The sequence below is a fragment of the Bradyrhizobium sp. KB893862 SZCCT0404 genome, assembly GCF_018130885.1.
GTDB classification, from domain to species: Bacteria; Pseudomonadota; Alphaproteobacteria; order Rhizobiales; family Xanthobacteraceae; genus Bradyrhizobium; species Bradyrhizobium stylosanthis.
On the sequence record NZ_JAFCLT010000011.1, the window covers coordinates 179,041 to 196,119 of the forward strand.

Annotated in this window: 17 protein-coding genes; 1 reads left to right on the top strand and 16 read right to left on the bottom strand. The window is 65.4% G+C overall.

What is annotated here, in order from left to right; all coding sequences use genetic code 11:
- Positions 1-22: 22 nt before the first annotated feature.
- The 10 genes from serA to JQ617_RS33965 all read right to left on the bottom strand — a co-directional run bounded on the left by serA (position 23) and on the right by JQ617_RS33965 (position 9,951).
- Positions 23-1,612, bottom strand: coding sequence for a phosphoglycerate dehydrogenase (gene serA / locus JQ617_RS33920; RefSeq protein WP_063687391.1), 1,590 nt, complete (start codon positions 1,610-1,612; stop codon positions 23-25).
- 127 nt (positions 1,613-1,739) lie between these two features.
- The gene (locus JQ617_RS33925; RefSeq protein ID WP_212030165.1) at positions 1,740-2,912 is read right to left on the bottom strand and encodes a phosphoserine transaminase; all 1,173 of its coding nucleotides are present in this window, start codon (positions 2,910-2,912) and stop codon (positions 1,740-1,742) included.
- Positions 2,913-2,991: 79 nt separating this feature from the next.
- Positions 2,992-3,198: a hypothetical protein gene (locus JQ617_RS33930; protein ID WP_063687388.1), complete on the bottom strand. Its 207-nt coding sequence runs from the start codon at positions 3,196-3,198 to the stop codon at positions 2,992-2,994.
- Positions 3,199-3,356: 158 nt separating this feature from the next.
- Positions 3,357-3,821, bottom strand: a complete 465-nt coding sequence (locus JQ617_RS33935) for a GNAT family N-acetyltransferase (RefSeq protein ID WP_212030166.1) — start codon at positions 3,819-3,821, stop codon at positions 3,357-3,359.
- Between the two features lie 27 nt (positions 3,822-3,848).
- Positions 3,849-4,439: a glutathione S-transferase family protein gene (locus JQ617_RS33940; protein ID WP_212030167.1), complete on the bottom strand. Its 591-nt coding sequence runs from the start codon at positions 4,437-4,439 to the stop codon at positions 3,849-3,851.
- A 69-nt stretch (positions 4,440-4,508) separates the two neighbouring features.
- Entirely contained in the window at positions 4,509-5,396 is an 888-nt protein-coding gene (locus tag JQ617_RS33945) for an outer membrane protein (RefSeq protein WP_212030168.1), read from the bottom strand.
- Between the two features lie 170 nt (positions 5,397-5,566).
- Positions 5,567-6,397, bottom strand: coding sequence for an outer membrane protein (locus JQ617_RS33950; RefSeq protein ID WP_212030169.1), 831 nt, complete (start codon positions 6,395-6,397; stop codon positions 5,567-5,569).
- A gap of 238 nt (positions 6,398-6,635) precedes the next feature.
- Positions 6,636-7,889 carry an MFS transporter gene (locus JQ617_RS33955; RefSeq protein ID WP_212030170.1) on the bottom strand — a complete coding sequence of 418 codons (1,254 nt, stop codon included), beginning with the start codon at positions 7,887-7,889 and terminating at the stop codon, positions 6,636-6,638.
- Between the two features lie 330 nt (positions 7,890-8,219).
- The gene (glmM, locus tag JQ617_RS33960) at positions 8,220-9,563 is read right to left on the bottom strand and encodes a phosphoglucosamine mutase (protein WP_063687378.1); all 1,344 of its coding nucleotides are present in this window, start codon (positions 9,561-9,563) and stop codon (positions 8,220-8,222) included.
- Between the two features lie 220 nt (positions 9,564-9,783).
- The gene (locus tag JQ617_RS33965; RefSeq protein WP_212030171.1) at positions 9,784-9,951 is read right to left on the bottom strand and encodes a hypothetical protein; all 168 of its coding nucleotides are present in this window, start codon (positions 9,949-9,951) and stop codon (positions 9,784-9,786) included.
- A 105-nt stretch (positions 9,952-10,056) separates the two neighbouring features.
- On the opposite strand from JQ617_RS33965, the gene JQ617_RS33970 reads away from it, so the two are divergent.
- Positions 10,057-11,193 carry an alpha-hydroxy acid oxidase gene (locus tag JQ617_RS33970; protein WP_212030172.1) on the top strand — a complete coding sequence of 379 codons (1,137 nt, stop codon included), beginning with the start codon at positions 10,057-10,059 and terminating at the stop codon, positions 11,191-11,193.
- 333 nt (positions 11,194-11,526) lie between these two features.
- Here the strand turns inward: JQ617_RS33970 and JQ617_RS33975 are convergent, their stop codons facing one another.
- The 6 genes from JQ617_RS33975 to JQ617_RS34000 all read right to left on the bottom strand — a co-directional run bounded on the left by JQ617_RS33975 (position 11,527) and on the right by JQ617_RS34000 (position 16,715).
- Positions 11,527-12,135 (bottom strand): single stranded DNA-binding domain-containing protein, encoded by a 609-nt coding sequence (locus JQ617_RS33975; protein WP_212030173.1) that lies wholly within the window; start codon positions 12,133-12,135, stop codon positions 11,527-11,529.
- 161 nt (positions 12,136-12,296) lie between these two features.
- On the bottom strand, positions 12,297-12,923 hold the full coding sequence (locus JQ617_RS33980; RefSeq protein WP_212030174.1) for a hypothetical protein: 627 nt from the start codon (positions 12,921-12,923) through the stop codon (positions 12,297-12,299).
- Positions 12,924-12,988: 65 nt separating this feature from the next.
- Complete coding sequence (locus JQ617_RS33985) at positions 12,989-13,822, bottom strand: shikimate dehydrogenase (protein ID WP_212030175.1); 834 nt, start codon at positions 13,820-13,822, stop codon at positions 12,989-12,991.
- A 58-nt stretch (positions 13,823-13,880) separates the two neighbouring features.
- Positions 13,881-14,525, bottom strand: coding sequence for a YoaK family protein (locus JQ617_RS33990; protein ID WP_212030176.1), 645 nt, complete (start codon positions 14,523-14,525; stop codon positions 13,881-13,883).
- 65 nt (positions 14,526-14,590) lie between these two features.
- Positions 14,591-16,345 (bottom strand): SulP family inorganic anion transporter, encoded by a 1,755-nt coding sequence (locus JQ617_RS33995; RefSeq protein WP_212030177.1) that lies wholly within the window; start codon positions 16,343-16,345, stop codon positions 14,591-14,593.
- Positions 16,346-16,442: 97 nt separating this feature from the next.
- Positions 16,443-16,715 carry a helix-turn-helix domain-containing protein gene (locus tag JQ617_RS34000; RefSeq protein ID WP_212030178.1) on the bottom strand — a complete coding sequence of 91 codons (273 nt, stop codon included), beginning with the start codon at positions 16,713-16,715 and terminating at the stop codon, positions 16,443-16,445.
- Between the last annotated feature and the right edge of the window lie 364 nt (positions 16,716-17,079).

Here is a 17,079-nt window from a genome sequence, read left to right on the forward strand (position 1 = left end):
CGAGCCCCGGAATGACGGAGTGTCAGAACGTCAGCGCCTTCACCTGCTTGACCTGCGGCAGGGCCTGCACCTTGGCAAGCACGTCCGCCGGCACCTTGCCGTCGACCTCGACCAGCGCGATGGCATCGCCGCCCTGCTCGACGCGGCCGAGATGGAAGGTCGCGATGTTGATCTTGGCGTCACCCAAGAGGCCGGCGAAACTGCCGATGAAGCCCGGCTTGTCCTCGTTGGTGATGTAGATCATCGACTTGCCGAACTCGGCGTCGACGCGGATGCCCTTGATGTCGACGAGGCGCGGCTTGCCGTCATGATAGACGGTGCCGGAGACCGAGCGCTCCTGGCGTTCGGTCGCGACCGTGACGGTGATCAGGCTCTCATAGTCGCTCTGGGCAGCACGCACGATCTCGTCCACCACCATGCCGCGCTCCTTGGCGACGACGGGCGCGGAGACGACGTTGACCTCGCCCAGCATCGGCCGCAGCAGGCCGGACAGCACGGCCGAGGTGATCGCCTTGATCTTCATCTCGGCGACGTGGCCCTCATAGGTGATCTCGACCTTGAGGATGCCGGATTCAGTGAGCTGGCCGGCAAACGAACCGAGCTTCTCGGCGAGCGCGATGAACGGCTTCAGCTTCGGGGCTTCTTCCGCGGTGATCGAGGGGAAGTTGACCGCGTTCGAGATCGCGCCGGTGAGCAGGTAGTCCGACATCTGCTCGGCGACCTGCAGCGCGACGTTCTCCTGCGCTTCCGTGGTGGAGGCGCCGAGATGCGGGGTGCAGATCACGTTGGGATGGCCGAACAGCACGTTGGTGTTCGCGGGCTCCTCGACGAAGACGTCGAAGGCGGCGCCGGCGATGTGCTTGGAGTTGAGCGCATCGACCACGGCCTTCTCGTCGACGAGACCGCCGCGGGCGCAGTTGATCAGGCGCACGCCCTTCTTCATCTTGGCGATCGCGGCTGCGTCGATGATGTTCTTGGTCTTCTCGGTCAGCGGCGTGTGCAGCGTGATGAAGTCGGCGCGCTTGAGCAGGTCATCGAGATCGACCTTCTCGACGCCGATGTCCTTGGCACGCTCCGGCGACAGGAACGGATCGAACGCGACGACCTTCATGCGCAGGCCAAGCGCGCGGTCGGCGACGATCGAACCGATATTGCCGCAACCGACCACGCCGAGCACCTTGCCGGTGATCTCGACGCCCATGAAGCGGTTCTTCTCCCACTTGCCGGCCTGGGTCGAGGCGTCGGCCTGCGGGATCTCGCGGGCGAGCGCCAGCATCAGGGTGATGGCGTGCTCGGCGGTCGTGATCGAATTGCCGAACGGCGTGTTCATCACGATGATGCCCTTGGCCGTCGCGGCGGGGATCTCGACATTGTCCACGCCGATGCCGGCGCGGCCGATCACCTTGAGGTTGGTCGCCTTCTCCAGGATCTTGGCGGTCGCCTTGGTCGCGGAGCGGATCGCAAGGCCGTCGTAATTGCCGATGATCTCGGCGAGCTTGTCCTTGTCCTTGCCGAGGTTGGGCTGGAAGTCGACCTCGACGCCGCGATCCTTGAAGATCTGCACGGCGGCGGGAGAGAGCGCGTCGGAAATGAGAACTTTGGGTTTGGTCATGGGAATGATCCGTGGTGCGAGCTGCATTTACGGAACGTCATCCGCGGGCTTGACCCGCGGATCCATCTCTCTTGATTGATGGATGGCCGGGTCAAGCCCGGCCATGACGAGAACGAGTTGGAACGCGTTACGCCGCCTTGGCGAGCGCAGCCTTGGTCTCGGCGAAGGCCCAGTCGATCCACTGCGTCAGCAGCTCGACGTCCTTGGCTTCGACGGTGGCGCCGCACCAGATGCGAAGGCCGGCGGGCGCATCGCGGTAATAGGCGAAGTCGTAGCCGGCGCCCTCCTTCTCGACGAGGGCAACCAGCTTCTTGGAGAAGTCGGCCTGCGCGTCGTCGGAGAGCGAGGTGATCGCGGGATCGGTGAACTTAAGGCACACCGAGGTGTTGGAGCGGATCGCCGCGTCCTTGGCCAGGAAGTCGATCCAGGGCGTCTTCGCCTTCCAATCGGCGAGCACCTTGGTGTTGGCGTCGGCACGCGCGATCAGGGCCTTGAGGCCGCCGATCGACTTGGCCCAGTTCAGCGCATCGAGATAGTCCTCGACGCAGAGCATCGACGGCGTGTTGATGGTCTCGCCGACGAAGATGCCTTCGTTGATCTTGCCGCCCTTGGTCATGCGGAAGATCTTCGGCAGCGGCCAGGCCGGCTTGTAGGTCTCGAGCCGCTCCACCGCGCGGGGCGACAGGATCAGCATGCCATGCGCGGCTTCGCCGCCGAGCGCCTTCTGCCAGGAGAAGGTGACGACATCGAGCTTGGCCCAGTCGAGCGGCTGCGCAAACGCGGCAGACGTCGCGTCGCAGATGGTCAGGCCTTCGCGGGTCGCGCTGATCCAGTCGGCGTTCGGCACGCGCACACCCGAGGTGGTGCCGTTCCAGGTGAAGACGACGTCGCTCTTGGGATCGACCTTCGAGAGATCGGGAATCTCACCGTAAGCCGCGTTGAGCTTGGTGACGTCCTTGAGCTTCAATTCCTTGACGATGTCGCTGACCCAGCCCTCGCCGAAGGATTCCCAGGCGAGCGTGGTGACGGGCCGTGCACCGAGCAGCGACCACAGTGCCATCTCGACCGCGCCGGTATCGGAGGCCGGCACGATGCCGATGCGATAATCGGCGGGCACTTCAAGCACTTCGCGCGTCAGATCGATCGCGAGCTTGAGCTTGGTCTTGCCGACCTTCGCGCGATGCGAACGGCCGAGCGCTGCGTCCTTGAGATTTTGGGCGTTCCAGCCGGGGCGCTTGGCGCAGGGGCCGGAGGAGAAATGCGGCACGTTCGGCCGCGAAGCGGGCTTCGCTACAGTCATAATCTACCCTTCCAGATAGTAAGCCTCCCGTTGGGGGGAGGTGTCCCGCCGCGGCTGATACGGGAAACGGGAAGAGTCGTCAAGAAAGTTCAGGAGCCTCACGGGGGAGTGATGGTTCGTCCGGCGCGATACCGGGGGCCTCAACCGGGGCGAGCGCATTCAGCAAGTCCGTGGCATCGCTGATCAATTGCGCCGCACGGCGCCGACTGCCGACTTTCAAAATGCATTTGTCGTTGGCCTGCACAACGTAGTCGTTGCCGACCTTGATCATGGAATAGCTTGTCATCGAAATCCCCGAACCGACCGAGCCCGGTTACCCGACGCTGCGTAGCACTGTTCGTTCCGGCGGGAACGTGAACGACGGCTGGGTAGTTTATCAGCTCTTAAGATGAACGAATGCGCGATCCGATTTCGCTGTTCGAGCAACGCGCGTTGCGCACTGCCTCAAAAGCGGACAGTCATGCCGACATGACTGGCAGTGAATCCGAGCCGCGTGTAGAAGCGCTGCGCGTCAACCCTGCTCGCATGCGTCAGTAGCTCGACCAGGATGCAACCGCGCGCCTTCGCTTCGCTCACCGCCCATTGCACCAATTGCTCGCCGATGCCGCGGCTGCGGCAATCAGTGGCAACGCGCACGTCTTCGAGCAGTCCGCGAATGCCGCCTTGCGAGCTGATGCCGGGCAGAATGGCGAGTTGCAGGCAGCCGACCACCCTGCCCTCGCTCTCGGCCACCACGAGCGTGAGATTCGGATCGCGCTCGACCCGCTCGAACGCCGCGTAATAAACCTGGGGCAAGGGATCCTCGAGGCGCTCGCGCGCGCGACCGAGATGGTCATCGGCGAGCATGGCGATCATCGCCGGGACGTCCTCGCGGCGCGCGGGACGGATGGTGACGGACTTGTCGTTCATTCGGAAAGCTCCAGGCTCAACGCGAACTCAACGCGCTTTGGGCAGGCCGAGAAATGCCTCGGCCTCGCCGATCCAGCGGCGGATGGCCGCATGGCGGCCGAGATCGAAACCGCCTTCATGCGCAACGCGCGTATAGGCGAGCAGCGAGACGTCGGCGAGCGATGCCACGTCGCCGGCGAAGAAGCGGCTGGTGGCGAGATGCCGTTCCATGCGGTCGAGCGCCGCATAGCCGCGCTTGACCTTCTCGGGATCGAGCTCGGATGCATCCTTGCCGAGATAGACGAGCTGGAAGCGGCACACCGCGATGTAGGGCTCGTGGCTGTACTGCTCCCAGAACAGCCATTCGTCCATCTTGGCGGCGGCAAAGGCATCGCGCGGAATGAGCGCGCTGTCGCGGGCGAGATAGCGGATGATGGCGTTGGACTGCGCCAGCGTGCGGCCGTCGTCGAAGGCGACGGTGGGCACCTGGCCAGCCCCGTTCATGGCGAGGAATTGCGGCGTGCGCGTCTCGCCTTTGCTCGTGTCGACCTCGATCCACTGATAGGGCACCGCGAGCTTGTCGCAGACCCACTTCACCTTGAGGCAATTGCCCGAATTGCTGTCGCCGTAGACCTTCATCGCCGCCACCCGCTGCCGGAGCGACAGAGCATCAGGACGAAGGGAGGCTGTCAACAGGAAGGGGACGGCTCAGAACTTGTAGCCGAGGCCGAGGCGCGCGTTGTTCAGCGTCACCTGCGTGTTCATGACCGGCGAGAACCTGACATACTCGTACTCGATCCGCGCGAACAGCCCGCTCCAGATGCAGTATTCGAGGCCGAGGCCCGCGGTCCAACCGACCGCATAGGTGTTGGTGCGGTGCTGCCCCTGCGTGCCCGACTGCGCGGGAACGGGGCCCCACGCTCCGAGCGTGGTCGTCGTGTTGCCGAAGAGGTCGGTCGTCGTCGTGTCCGTGCGCAGCGACACGACGCTCGTCACCGTGCGCGACACGTCCATGCGGCCGACCGCGGCGCCCATGAAGGCGTAGGGCATGAAGTCGCCGCCGTCCCAGCCGACGCGGCCGCGCAGCGTGACCATGTCCTTGACCTGCGCCGTGGCGGCACCGGTCAACGACACCGCATAATTGTTGGTGATGCCGGGAGCTCTCACCTCGCCCGGCGGATTGACGATCACGAGCGAGTTCGATCCCGACGTCGACGTCGACATGTTGCTGAAGGCGCTGTAGGTGCCTTCGAGGCTGAGAATGGCATCGTACCATTGCCAGTTGCGGCCGATGAAGCCGCCGAAATGGGTGCTCTGGGTGTTGGTCTTTTGCAGCAGCGACCACGTCGAGGTCGGCCCCTGCAGCACGCTGTCGCGGAAGATGTAGTTGGTCAGGCCGACCACGCTCTGGCTGAAGTCCGTCGCGTCGGCCGTGTAGCCGGCGTGGCCGCCGACATAGAAGCCGTCCCAATTGTGGGTCGACTTCGACAGGCCGTCGCTCACGCTGCCGCGCAGGATCGGCAGATCCGGCATGTCGGCCGCATGCGCGGCAGACACCGTCCCCAACATCACCGCCGCCAACAAAAGCCCACGCATCGCAACGCTCCAAATCGAACTCGAACTTTCGCCGATGATCATGGCTCGTTAACCTTAACCAATGGTTGCGCAGGAGCCTTTCATCCCTGCCAGCAATGAAAAATACGCAAAGCAAAACGGCGCGGGATGATCCCGCGCCGTTAAGAAACTTTAACCGATCGGACTGGCGATCAGCCCTTGGTGACGAGCGGCGGCGGCATGTAGGCCGGCGGGCTGTTGAGATCCCAGCGCACGCCGAGCTTCAGGTCGTGCGAGGTGAGCTCCTTGATCTTGATCGAGGTCGGGCCGGAGGCGCTGTTGTCGAACAGGCGGAAGTTGCCAGGCGCTGCGTCGCCGAGGTTCATGTAGCTGTAGGCCAGTTCGACCGTGAAGCCGGGGTTGACCTTGTAGGCGAGACCCGCGTGAGCGGCCCAGGCGAAGTTCCACTTACCGTTGTCGGCGAAGTAGGCGACGCTGTTGTTGAGCAGCGGGCTGTACGACACGCCGTCGTCGCGGAAGCCGCTGATCTTGTTGTAGGAGCCACCGACACCGGCGCCGATGAACGGGGTGATGCACCACCAGGTGCCGAGATCGACATAGGCGTTGGCCATGACGACCCACTCGGACTTGCTGCCGGTGTAGTTGTTGACGCCGACGAAGCCGGGTCCGACGACGTTGTCGCTGCCGTGCAGATTTGCCCTGCCGCGATACTGGCCGATCACGTCGGCGCGGAACCAGTTGTTGAAGCGATAGCCGACGCCGAGATCGAACAGCCCCGCGGAGTCGAAGCCGAGCCCTTCGGTCGTCTTCGTGAAGCCCGGCGCCACGGCGCCCTCGATGCTCTTGGCGCGCTGGTTGGTCATGCCGACGTCGCCACGGAGATACCAGCCGCCGAAGTCAGCGGGCGGAGCCGGCGGTGCGTACATGGGAGGGGGCGCAGCGATCGGCATATCGGCGGCAAACGCCATCGAGGAGATCAGGGTTGCCGCACCCGCGGCAAGGAGAGACTTAACGCTACGCATTGGCTTCGTCCTTATGGCCGGTGAGGCAAAATGCAGACGCCTCACGTTCTGGAAACTCACGACCCGGACGATGGCAGCAAATGTTTAAGCGCCACTTAACCCTAATTTTTAAGGTTGATTTTTTCTGACTGTACACGCGGATGCGGCGCGAGCGTTGCAAAAATGCAGCGCTCGGCGCTTTGCGCCCGGCGAAATTGCTAACGATTGATGAAGCCGCAACGCAGCAAGGAAAGGTTTGTTAACGCCCGGGCTGCTGCAGTTTCGGCAGGAACACCGCGAGCAAGCCGATCGCCGGGAGGTAGGCGCAGACCTGGTAGACGAACTCGATCGAGGTGTGGTCGGCGAGCTTGCCGAGCACGGCCGCGCCCAAGCCGCCGATGCCGAAAGCAACCCCGAAGAACACGCCGGAGATCATGCCGAAGCGATGCGGCACCAGCTCCTGCGCGAACACGATGATCGACGACGTCGTCGAGGAGATGATCAGCCCGATGATGACGGAGAGCACCGCGCTGGCGAAGAGCCCGGCATGGGGCAAGGCCAGCGTGAACGGCAGCGCGCCAAGGATCGAGATCCAGATCACGATCTTGCGGCCGAAGCGATCGCCCAGCGGCCCGCCGAAGAACGCACCGACCGCGTTCGCCGCGAGGAAGATGAACAGATAGATCTGCGCCGTCTGCGTCGACACGCCGAAACGGTCGATCAGGTAGAAGATGTAATAGCTCGACAGGCTCGAGACGTAGAGCTGCTTGGAGAACAGCAGCGCCACCAGCACGAGAAGCGCAACGGCGACGCGGCGCGAGCTCGGCCCGCCCGGCTGGGTGTGCGCGGGCGCCGCCTTCTTCGTCGTGATCTGCGGCGCGTACCAGCGGCCGATGCGCCAGAGCACGACGATCGCGAGGAACGCGATCGAGGAGAACCAGGCGATGCTGCCCTGCCCGAACGGCACCACGATCAGCGCGGCCAGCACCGGCCCCATCGAGGTGCCGAAGCTGCCGCCGAGCTGAAACACCGATTGCGCAAAACCGTAGCGGCCGCCGGAGGCGAGCCGCGCGATGCGCGCGGACTCGGGGTGAAACACCGCCGAGCCGAGACCGACCAGCGCGGCGGCGACCAGGATGACGAGATATTGGTGCGCGGCGCTGAGCAGCAGCAGGCCGAAGAAGGTCGAGGCCATGCCGATCGACAGCGAATAAGGCTGCGCCTTCTTGTCGGTGTAGTGGCCGACCACCGGCTGCAGCAGCGAGGCCGTGAACTGGAAGGCCAGCGTGATCATGCCGATCTGCGCGAAGTCGAGCGCGTAGGTATCCTTCAGGATCGGATACACCGAGGCGATCAGCGACTGCATGGTGTCGTTGAGGAAGTGCGAGAAGCTGATGCCGGCAAGCACGATATAGGCCGGCCCCGCGGCCGGCTTGCCAGCAGCGGGCGTCACGTCGCTGACGACGACGGGCTCGGTCAGCGTTTCCTCGGAGACGACGACAGGCTTGTTCAAGGGATCATCCCGGCGCGGCAGATTGCCGCGACAAGTTGATTACGATGCAAGGCGCGGTGGAACCACCGCCAAACGCAAATGGCTGGGATGCGCTTGCCCTGCTGCGAGGCGGCGCGGCCTGCATGGTTCGAGACGCCCGCTTGCGCGGGCTCCTCACCATGAGGGTCGAGATCTCGCCAGGAAGAAGAGAATCGTAGGGTGGGCAAAGGCGCAACGCGCCGTGCCCACGATCTTTGCAATGCGACAACGGACGCGTGGGCACGCTTCGCTTTGCCCACCCTACAATGCTGCCCGTGGGGTGAGATCACCTCACCCCGCTCGTCCTTGAGCTTACGCCGCGGCCTGGCCGAGCGCCGAGACGATGGTGTCGACGACGTCCTCGACCAGATGGCGGTCCTCGCCCTCGCCCATGACGCGGATCACGGGCTCGGTGCCGGAGGAGCGGATCAGCAGGCGGCCGTGGCCGTTGAGGCGCTTCTCGCCGTCGGAGATCGCCGACTTGACCTCGGTATCGTCGAGCGGCTTGCCGCCCTTGTGGCGGACGTTCTTGAGGATCTGCGGCAGCGGATCGAAGCGGTGGCAGACCTCGGACACCGGCCGGCGCAGCTTCTGCACCACGGCGAGCACCTGCAGGGCGGCGACGAAGCCGTCGCCGGTGGTGGCGTAGTCGGACAGGATGATGTGGCCGGACTGCTCGCCGCCGAGATTGTAGCCGCCGTTCAGCATCTGCTCGAGCACGTAGCGGTCGCCGACCGGCGTGCGCACGAGGTCGAGCCCCTGCCCCTTCAGGAAGCGCTCGAGGCCGAGATTGGACATCACGGTGGCGACGATGCCGGGACGCGAGAGACGGCCGTCCTCCTTCCAGCTCTGCGCGATCACCGCCAGCAGCTGGTCGCCGTCGACGACGTGGCCGCGCTCGTCCACCAGGATGACGCGATCGGCGTCGCCGTCGAGCGCGATGCCGATGTCGGCGCGCATCTCGCGCACCTTCTTCGACAGCGCTTCCGGCGAGGTCGAGCCGCAATCCTTGTTGATGTTGAAACCGTCAGGCTCGACGCCGATCGGCACGACGTCGGCGCCCAGCTCCCACAGCGCTTCCGGCACCACCTTGTAGGCGGCGCCGTTGGCGCAATCGATCACGACGCGCAGGCCCTCGAGCGAGAGGTCGCGCGGCAGCGTGCGCTTGGCGAATTCGATGTAGCGGTCATGCACGCCGTCGATGCGGCGGGCGCGGCCGAGGCTGGCGCTCTGCGCGAGTCGCTTGTCGATGGGCTCGTCGAGCAGCTGCTCGATCTGCTTCTCGACGTCGTCGGAGAGCTTGAAGCCCTGCGGGCCGAACAGCTTGATGCCGTTGTCCTCGAACAGATTGTGCGAGGCCGAGATCATCACGCCGAGATCGGCGCGCATCGACTTGGTCAGCATCGCGACCGCCGGCGTCGGCATCGGGCCGACCAGCAGCACGTCCATGCCGACCGAGGTGAAGCCCGCGACCATCGCGTATTCGATCATGTAGCCGGACAGGCGGGTGTCCTTGCCGATCACGACCCGGTGGCGGTGGTCACCGCGCTGAAACGCGAGGCCCGCGGCCTGGCCGACCTTGAGCGCGAGCTCCGGCGTGATCAGTCCGTTGGCGCGGCCCCGAATCCCGTCCGTCCCGAAATATTTGCGGCTCATATCGTCCCCCAAGCAACAACCAGGGATCCCCAACACAACCTGCGGGTGCCTGAACCGGCCCCGCATCCCTGATTTGCTGAGGTCTTATAAATCCATCGCGGCTAACTTGGCTTCAAAAAATATGATGAATCATTACGGAACCAGGCTCACCGCCGTCCCAGTAACATATTGTTAACATTATAGTTCCGGCGTGACCATCGGAAAGTGCGCGGAACCCGTCCTACTTCGAGCGCTTCACATGGCCGTCGTCGCGGCTCGGTGGCGGCTGGGTGACGTTGACCGGATCGGAGCCCGGAAAGGTCTCTTCGAGCCCCTCTTCCAGCGCGTCCTCGAGGGCCTGCTTCTCCTTGATCTCCTCCGGCGAAGGTCCCGTGTGCGGCCTCGTCATGGCGCCCTCCTCTCAAACGATTTGGCTGTGCATCCAACCATGCTAGATGACCCCTAAACCTTCCGATGCAAGACTCTTGATGCAAGACGGGCCGGGGAAACGTTCATGAAGCACATCACCTGTATCGACGATCTTCGCGCATTGCATAAGCGCCGCGTGCCGAAGGCGTTCTTCGACTATTGCGACCGCGGCTCCTATGCCGAGGAGACGCTGCGCGCCAACCGCGACGACATGCAGGCGATCAAGTTCCGCCAGCGCATCCTGGTCGACGTCTCCAAGCGCGACACCTCGACCACGATCCTCGGCGAGCCCTCGGCCATGCCGCTGGTGCTGGCGCCCGTGGGCCTGCTCGGCATGCAGCACGGCGACGGCGAGATCCACGCCTGCCGCGCCGCACAGGCCGCCGGTATCCCGTTCACGCAGTCGACGATGTCGATCTGCTCGATCGAGGACATCGCCGCCAATGTCGAGAAGCCGTTCTGGTTCCAGCTCTACGTCATGAAGGACCGCGGCTTCATCAAGGCGCTGATCGAGCGCGCGATGGCGGCGAAATGCTCGGCGCTGGTGCTGACCGTCGATCTCCAGGTGATCGGACAGCGCCACCAGGACATCAAGAACGGCATGACCGTGCCGCCGGAATGGTCGCTGTCGAAGCTGATCGATTTCGCCACCAAGCCGGCCTGGGTGTCGGGCGTGCTGCAGGGCAAGCGCCGCACCTTCGGCAATCTCGCAGGTCACCTGAAGGTCAGCGACGACATCACCTCGCTGTCGACCTGGATCAACTCGCAGTTCGACACCTCGCTGAACTGGAGCGACATCGAGTGGATCCGCTCGATCTGGCCGGGCAAGCTGATCCTGAAGGGCATTCTCGACGTCGAGGACGCGGAGCTCGCGGCGAAGACCGGGGCGCAGGCGATCGTCGTCTCCAACCATGGCGGCCGTCAGCTCGACGGCGCCCCGTCCTCGATCGAGGTGCTGCCCGAAATCGTCGATGCCGTCGGTGACAAGATGGAGATCATGTTCGACGGCGGCATCCGCTCCGGCCAGGACGTGATGCGCGCGCTCGCGCTCGGCGCGAAGTCCTGCATGATCGGCCGCGCCTACGCCTATGGCCTCGGCGCCGGCGGCCAGGCCGGCGTCGCCAAGGCGATCGAGATCATCCAGAAGGAATTGCTCACGACCATGGGCCTGTGCGGCGTCAACCGGGTCGAGGAGATCGACGATCACATCATTGCGGTGTAGCCGCAAAGACGGTGCCGTAGGGTGGGCAAAGCGAAGCGTGCCCACCAATGTTCATCACACGCAAGAACACGTGGGCACGGCGCTGACGCGCCTTTGCCCACCCTACGAGATTTCGGCGCGACGGAATGCCGTCGCCACAACTCACCGTCGTCCCGGCGAAAGCCGGGACCCATAACCACAGGGAGTGGTTTGGCGAAGACTGATAGTTATTCAGTCGACGCGCGGTATTAGGACCGGAGGCGATCGATAGATCACGCGGTATGGGTCCCGGCCTTCGCCGGGACGACAGCGGAGTTTGTGGCGCCAACTGTGCGCTATATCGGCCGTCCCGGCTCACATCGGCGGCGTGACGCCGTCCCTGCCGACATTCACGCGGTTCGCTTCCAGCGAGCCGTCGTCCTTCTTCGCCGCGCCGAAGATGATCAGCTTGCCGCCGGGCTTCACTTCCGACTTGTCGGTGGCGACGAAGGTGACGATCGGGGTGTCCGGGGGCACCACGACTTTCTTCTCGCCGTCCTTGTACTTCACCGTGATGTTCTGGCCGTCGGTGCCCTTCACCGTCTGGGCCACGGTCGCGTTCGTCATTGTGGAGTTGGCGCGGGCGTCCCAGGGACGGAAGCCTTCGGCGGCGCCGCGCTGGTTCTCCGGGAAGATGTGCACGGCGATCGCCTTCTGGGTGCCGTCGGGCTCGGGCATGGCGGTGACGCCGATATAGGAACCTTCCTTGATCTCCGACAGCTGCGTCTTGACGACGGCGAAGACGGCGACGTTGTCGGTCATCTTCACCTTCACGTCGCTGCCCTCGCGGGTCTTGATGCCGAGCGTGTTGCCGTCGACGCTCTCGATGGTGCCGCGGATGCGCACCGTCGGCGCCTGCTGCGCCGAGGCGATCGAAGCAAAGGCAACGGCGAAGAACGCCGCGAGCAAAGGCGATTTCGACATGGTGTTTCTCCGGGGAGTTGGCTGGACCGGGAATAAACACCGCGCGTGCCGTCCTATTCCAACGCTCCGTAGCCCGGATGGAGCGCAGCGCAATCCGGGACAGACGTACCGCGGATAAGGTCCCGGATTTCGCTACCCTCCATCCGGGCCACGAAGGCGCATCACATCGGCGGGGTCAGGCCATTGAGGCCGACGCTGACGCGGTTGGTCTCGAACGAGCCGTCCGGCAGCTGCTTCATGAAGGCGACGACCTGGGCGCCGGGCTTCAGCTCGCCCCTGTCGCCGGGCACGAAGGTCACCACCGGCGTGTTGTCGGGGACGAACACCTTCTTCTCGCCGTCCTTGTACTTGACCAGCAGCGTGTGGCCATCATTGCCGACCACGCTCTCGGACACCGTGGCGTTGGTCATGCTCGAGTTCGGCTTGAGGTCGTAGGGCCGCGAGCCCTCGCCGGTGCCGCGCATGTTTTCCGGAAACACATGCACCTCGACGGCGTTGTTGGCGCCATCCGGTCCCGGCACGGTGGTGGCGCCGACGAAGGAGCCGACCTTGATGTCGGCGAGTGAAATCTTTGTAATTCCCGACACGCTGACGTCAGGCGCGATGCGCAGCTTGACGTCCTCGCCGGTGCGTGACTTGACCTGCATGGTGTCGCCATTGACGCTCTCGATCGTGCCGCGGACGCGCGTCGGCACCGGCGCCCTCTGCGCGTAGGCCGCGAAGGTGGAAGCGGCCACCATGGCGACGGCGATGATCGGGCGTGTGAAAGTTACGCGTTGAATAGTCATGACGGTCTCCGATTGTCCCACGGGGATAGAACTCCGGAGGTGGTGTGCTATTCGCCGCGCTCCGCTCAAGTCTTTGTGAGATCGGCTTCGACCAGCGCGCGCAATTCGGCCGTCACCTGGGGCCTGCGGCCAAACCACAGCTCGAAGCCGCGCACCGCCTGGTGCAGCAGCATGCCGAGCCCGTCCGCGGTCTTCAGCCCGCGCGCCTTTGCGGCCGCCAGCAGCGGCGTCACCAGCGGGACATAAACGAGGTCGGCGACCACGGCCTCTTGCGGCAGGCGCGCCAATTCCACGCCGAGCGGCGGCTGGCCGTGCATGCCGAGCGAGGTCGTGTTCACGAGAAGTTTCGCGAGCGGCAACACGTCGCCGATCGCGTCCCACGTAACAGGATGCACGTTCGGACCGAACTGACTTGCAAGGGTCTCTGCCCGCGCGATGGTGCGATTGGCGAGATGGATGCGCTTGACCCCGCGCTCGAGCAGGCCGAACACGACCGCACGGGAGGAGCCGCCGGCACCGAGCACCAGTGCTTCGTCCGCCTTGTCCCAACCGGGCGCGCTGGCATCGAGGTTGCCGACGAAGCCTTCGACGTCGGTGTTGGTCGAGCGCAGCTCGCCGTTCTCGAACCACAGCGTGTTGGCCGCGCCGACGGCTTTCGCACGCGCATCCGGTGCCGACAGCGACAGCACGGCTTCCTTGTGCGGGATGGTGACGTTGGCGCCGACGAAACCGCGCAGCGACAGCCGCAGCACGAAGTCGCGCAAATCATCGGGCGGCACCGCCTCGATCACGTAGCCGCCTTCGATGCCGAGCGTGCGCAGCCAGTAATGATGAATCAGCGGCGAGCGCGAATGCGCGGCCGGCCATCCGATCAGACAGGCTGCGGGAGCCTTGGTCACTGTCGTCGTCTCCTTGGGTCGTATTGGAGGCGATCCATTTCGCGTCCCGCCCGCCCTGTCAAGCGCGCTTGCGCCGCATCGCCGCGGCCACGATCGCGGCCAGGACCAGCGCCGCGCCCGCGGCGAACCAGATCGCTGCAAGGTTGATCCAGGCATAGGCCAGCGCGCCGGCCGCCGAGCCCGCGACGAGCGCCGCCCACAGCAGGAGGTTCGGCGCCCAGCCCCAGCGCGGCCCGCCGGTCAGGCTCACCGCAAGAAGCTGGCCGACCTTGACCAGCGCGCCGGTGACATAGGTGAGGCCGAGACCGGCACCGCCATCGATCTGGAACACGGCATTCTCCAGGCCCATCGCGAAGACGATGGCTGCGATCGCAAGGTTCGGCAGGCCAAAGGCATGGCAGAGCCCGGCCCCCGCGAGCAGCACCGCTTCGATCAGCAGCAGCCAGGGCTGCCGCTCGGCGCCGCCGCCGAGCACGACGAGGCTGCCGACGGCCGCTCCCGCCACGAACAGCGCGATCAGGCCGAACGCGCCGGCAGCCTGCCACCATGCGGCGTCGGCGAGGCTGACGCCGAGGCGCGTGGAATTGCCGCTCATGAAGGAGACGAACAGGCCGCCGAGATGCAGGAACCCGATGCCGTCGACATAGCCCGCCAGCATGCTGAGCGCGCAGGCCAGCGCAACGTCGCGACGTGAATTGAGCATGCCGATCCACCACCCCGTGAGGCGGCAGTGTCGGTCAAATCGCACCGCTTGAGAAGTGTGCGGCGTCAGGCCGTGGCGGCGTCATCGGCCGCGGGCTTCGCCGCGCCGCCCTTGATGTCGGCGACGGCGCGCGCGATGGTCTCGCGATAGCGGGCGCGCGGCGGCGTCACGCCATGGGTGAGCAGCGCGCGGCGGACCGCGGGCGATGCCCCCGTGATGAACAGGCGGATGCCCTGGCGGTGCGCCTTGACGGCGACACGGCCGAGCACGTTGGCCGCGGTCGAATCCAGGAACGGCACCGCGGCGAAATCGACCACGAGGCCCTTGCGCTTTTCGGCGATGCCGTCGAGCACGCTGCCGATCGCCGAGGCCGCGCCGAAGAAGAACGCGCCGGTGATGCGATAGACCAGCACGTCCCGATCGATCGCAAGGCCCGGATCGTAAGGCACGCGCTCGCCATTACCGTCGTCGGGGCGATCGGCGGCGACCAGCGGCGTACGCTCCTCGATGCCGGTCATCTCCGCCATGCGGTGGATGAACAGCACCGCGCCGAGCGCGAAGCCGACCAGGATGCCTTCGGTGAGATCGCGGAAGATCGTGAGCAAGAAGGTTGCGAGCAGCACTACCGCGTCGCCCCAGGAGGAGCGCAGGAGGGTCGCGAACTCCTGCTTCTCCGCCATGGTCCAGGCGACCACCACCAGCACGGCGGCAAGCGCGGCGAGCGGGATGTAGCTGGCGAGCGGCGCCGCAATCAGCATGAACAGCAGCAGGAACACCGCATGCAGCATGCCCGCGAGCGGCCCGCGCGCGCCGGCGCGGATGTTGGTGGCGGTGCGCGCGATCAGGCCGGTAACGCAGATGCCGCCGAACAGCGCCGAGCCGACATTGGCGACGCCCTGCGCCACCAGCTCGCAATTGGAGCGATGCCGGCGTCCGGTCATGCCGTCGGCCACCACCGCCGACAGCAGCGATTCAATGGCGGCCAGCAACGCAAAGGAAATCGCGTCGGGCAGCACCGCTTTCGCCTTCGCAATCGAGAACGCGGGCAGCGCCGGCGAGGGTAATTCGCGCGGGATGCCGCCGAAGCGGCTGCCGATGGTCTCGACCGGCAGCGAGAACACCGCACAGACGACGGCCGCGAACACGACCGCGATCAGGATGCCGGGCCAGGACGGACGCCAGACCCGCAAGGCCGCGATGATGGCGATGCTGCCGATCGCGACGGCAACGGCCGACGGATTGATGGTGGGCAGGCCTGCCGCGAGCGCGGCGAGCTTCGGCACGAACTCGCTGGGCTCTTTCCCCGCGAGCGTGATGCCCGAGAGATCGCGGAGCTGGCTCGCGAAGATGATCACCGCGATGCCGGCGGTGAATCCGACCGTGACCGGATAGGGAATGAACTTGATGTAGGTGCCGACGCGCAAGAGGCCCGCGGCGATCAGGAAGAGGCCCGCCATCATGGTGGCGAGGATGACGCCGTCGACGCCTTGCCGCTCCGCGGTCACCGCAACCAGCACGATGAAGGCGCCGGCGGGGCCGCCGATCTGGAAGCGGCTGCCGCCGAGCAGCGACACGATGAAGCCGCCGACGACGGCGGTGTAGAGGCCGCGGTCCGGCGTCACGCCCGAGGCAATCGCGATCGCCATCGACAGCGGCAGCGCGACGATCGCAACCGTCAGGCCCGCGAACACGTCGGCGCGAAAGTCCGCGACGCCGTAACCTTCGCGCCAGACGGTGACGAGTTTTGGCAAATACAGTTCGGCAAAGGTCGGCCGGCGCAGCCGATGCAGCCCGCTCGCGTGATCGCTGGTGATGCTCATGCTTCGCTGCCTCACAATGCTCCACTGCATCGTGCGGCCGCGATCCCGGACGCGACGGTGCGTTAGCTCTTCCCTGCAGGCACGATCATCGCGACGATCATGCCCCTACCCTGCGCGGCGGCCCGGGCTCCTTCAGGCGCACGCCGCGCCCGCCGCTGTCGCTGCGGGCCTGCTCGCCGATCAACTCGACGCCGGCGCGGTCGAACGCCTCGACCACCTTCATCAAGGTCTCGACCACGCCACGCACATTGCCGGTCGATGCCTCCATCCGCTGGATGGTCGGCAGCGACACGCCGGCAAGCTCGGCCAGCGTTTTCTGGTCAATGCCGAGCAGCGCGCGGGCTGCCCGCATCTGGAATGACGTGATCAATCTGACCTCACGTATCAGGATTTATAAGTGATATCTAGCGCATATACAATGATGTAAAATACATCATATGGAGGCGAACGCAAGGGCCTTGGTTGTCTCCGCCGTCATTGCGAGGAGCGAAGCGACGAAACAATCCAGAACCCCTCCGAGGAGAGACCCTGGATTGCTTCGCTGCGCTCGCAATGACGGGGACGCTGCAGTTGCGCCAAACTCCGCTCTCGTGCCCCGGACGCGGCGCAGCGCGCAGCGGTGCGACGCAGAGCCGGGGCCCAGGAGCTGCGGATGCATGGGTCCCTGTGTCTTGAAAGTCTGTCAGGATGGGTTGGGCGGGAAGCCGTTGGGTCCTTGGCGCTTGACGCCGTGA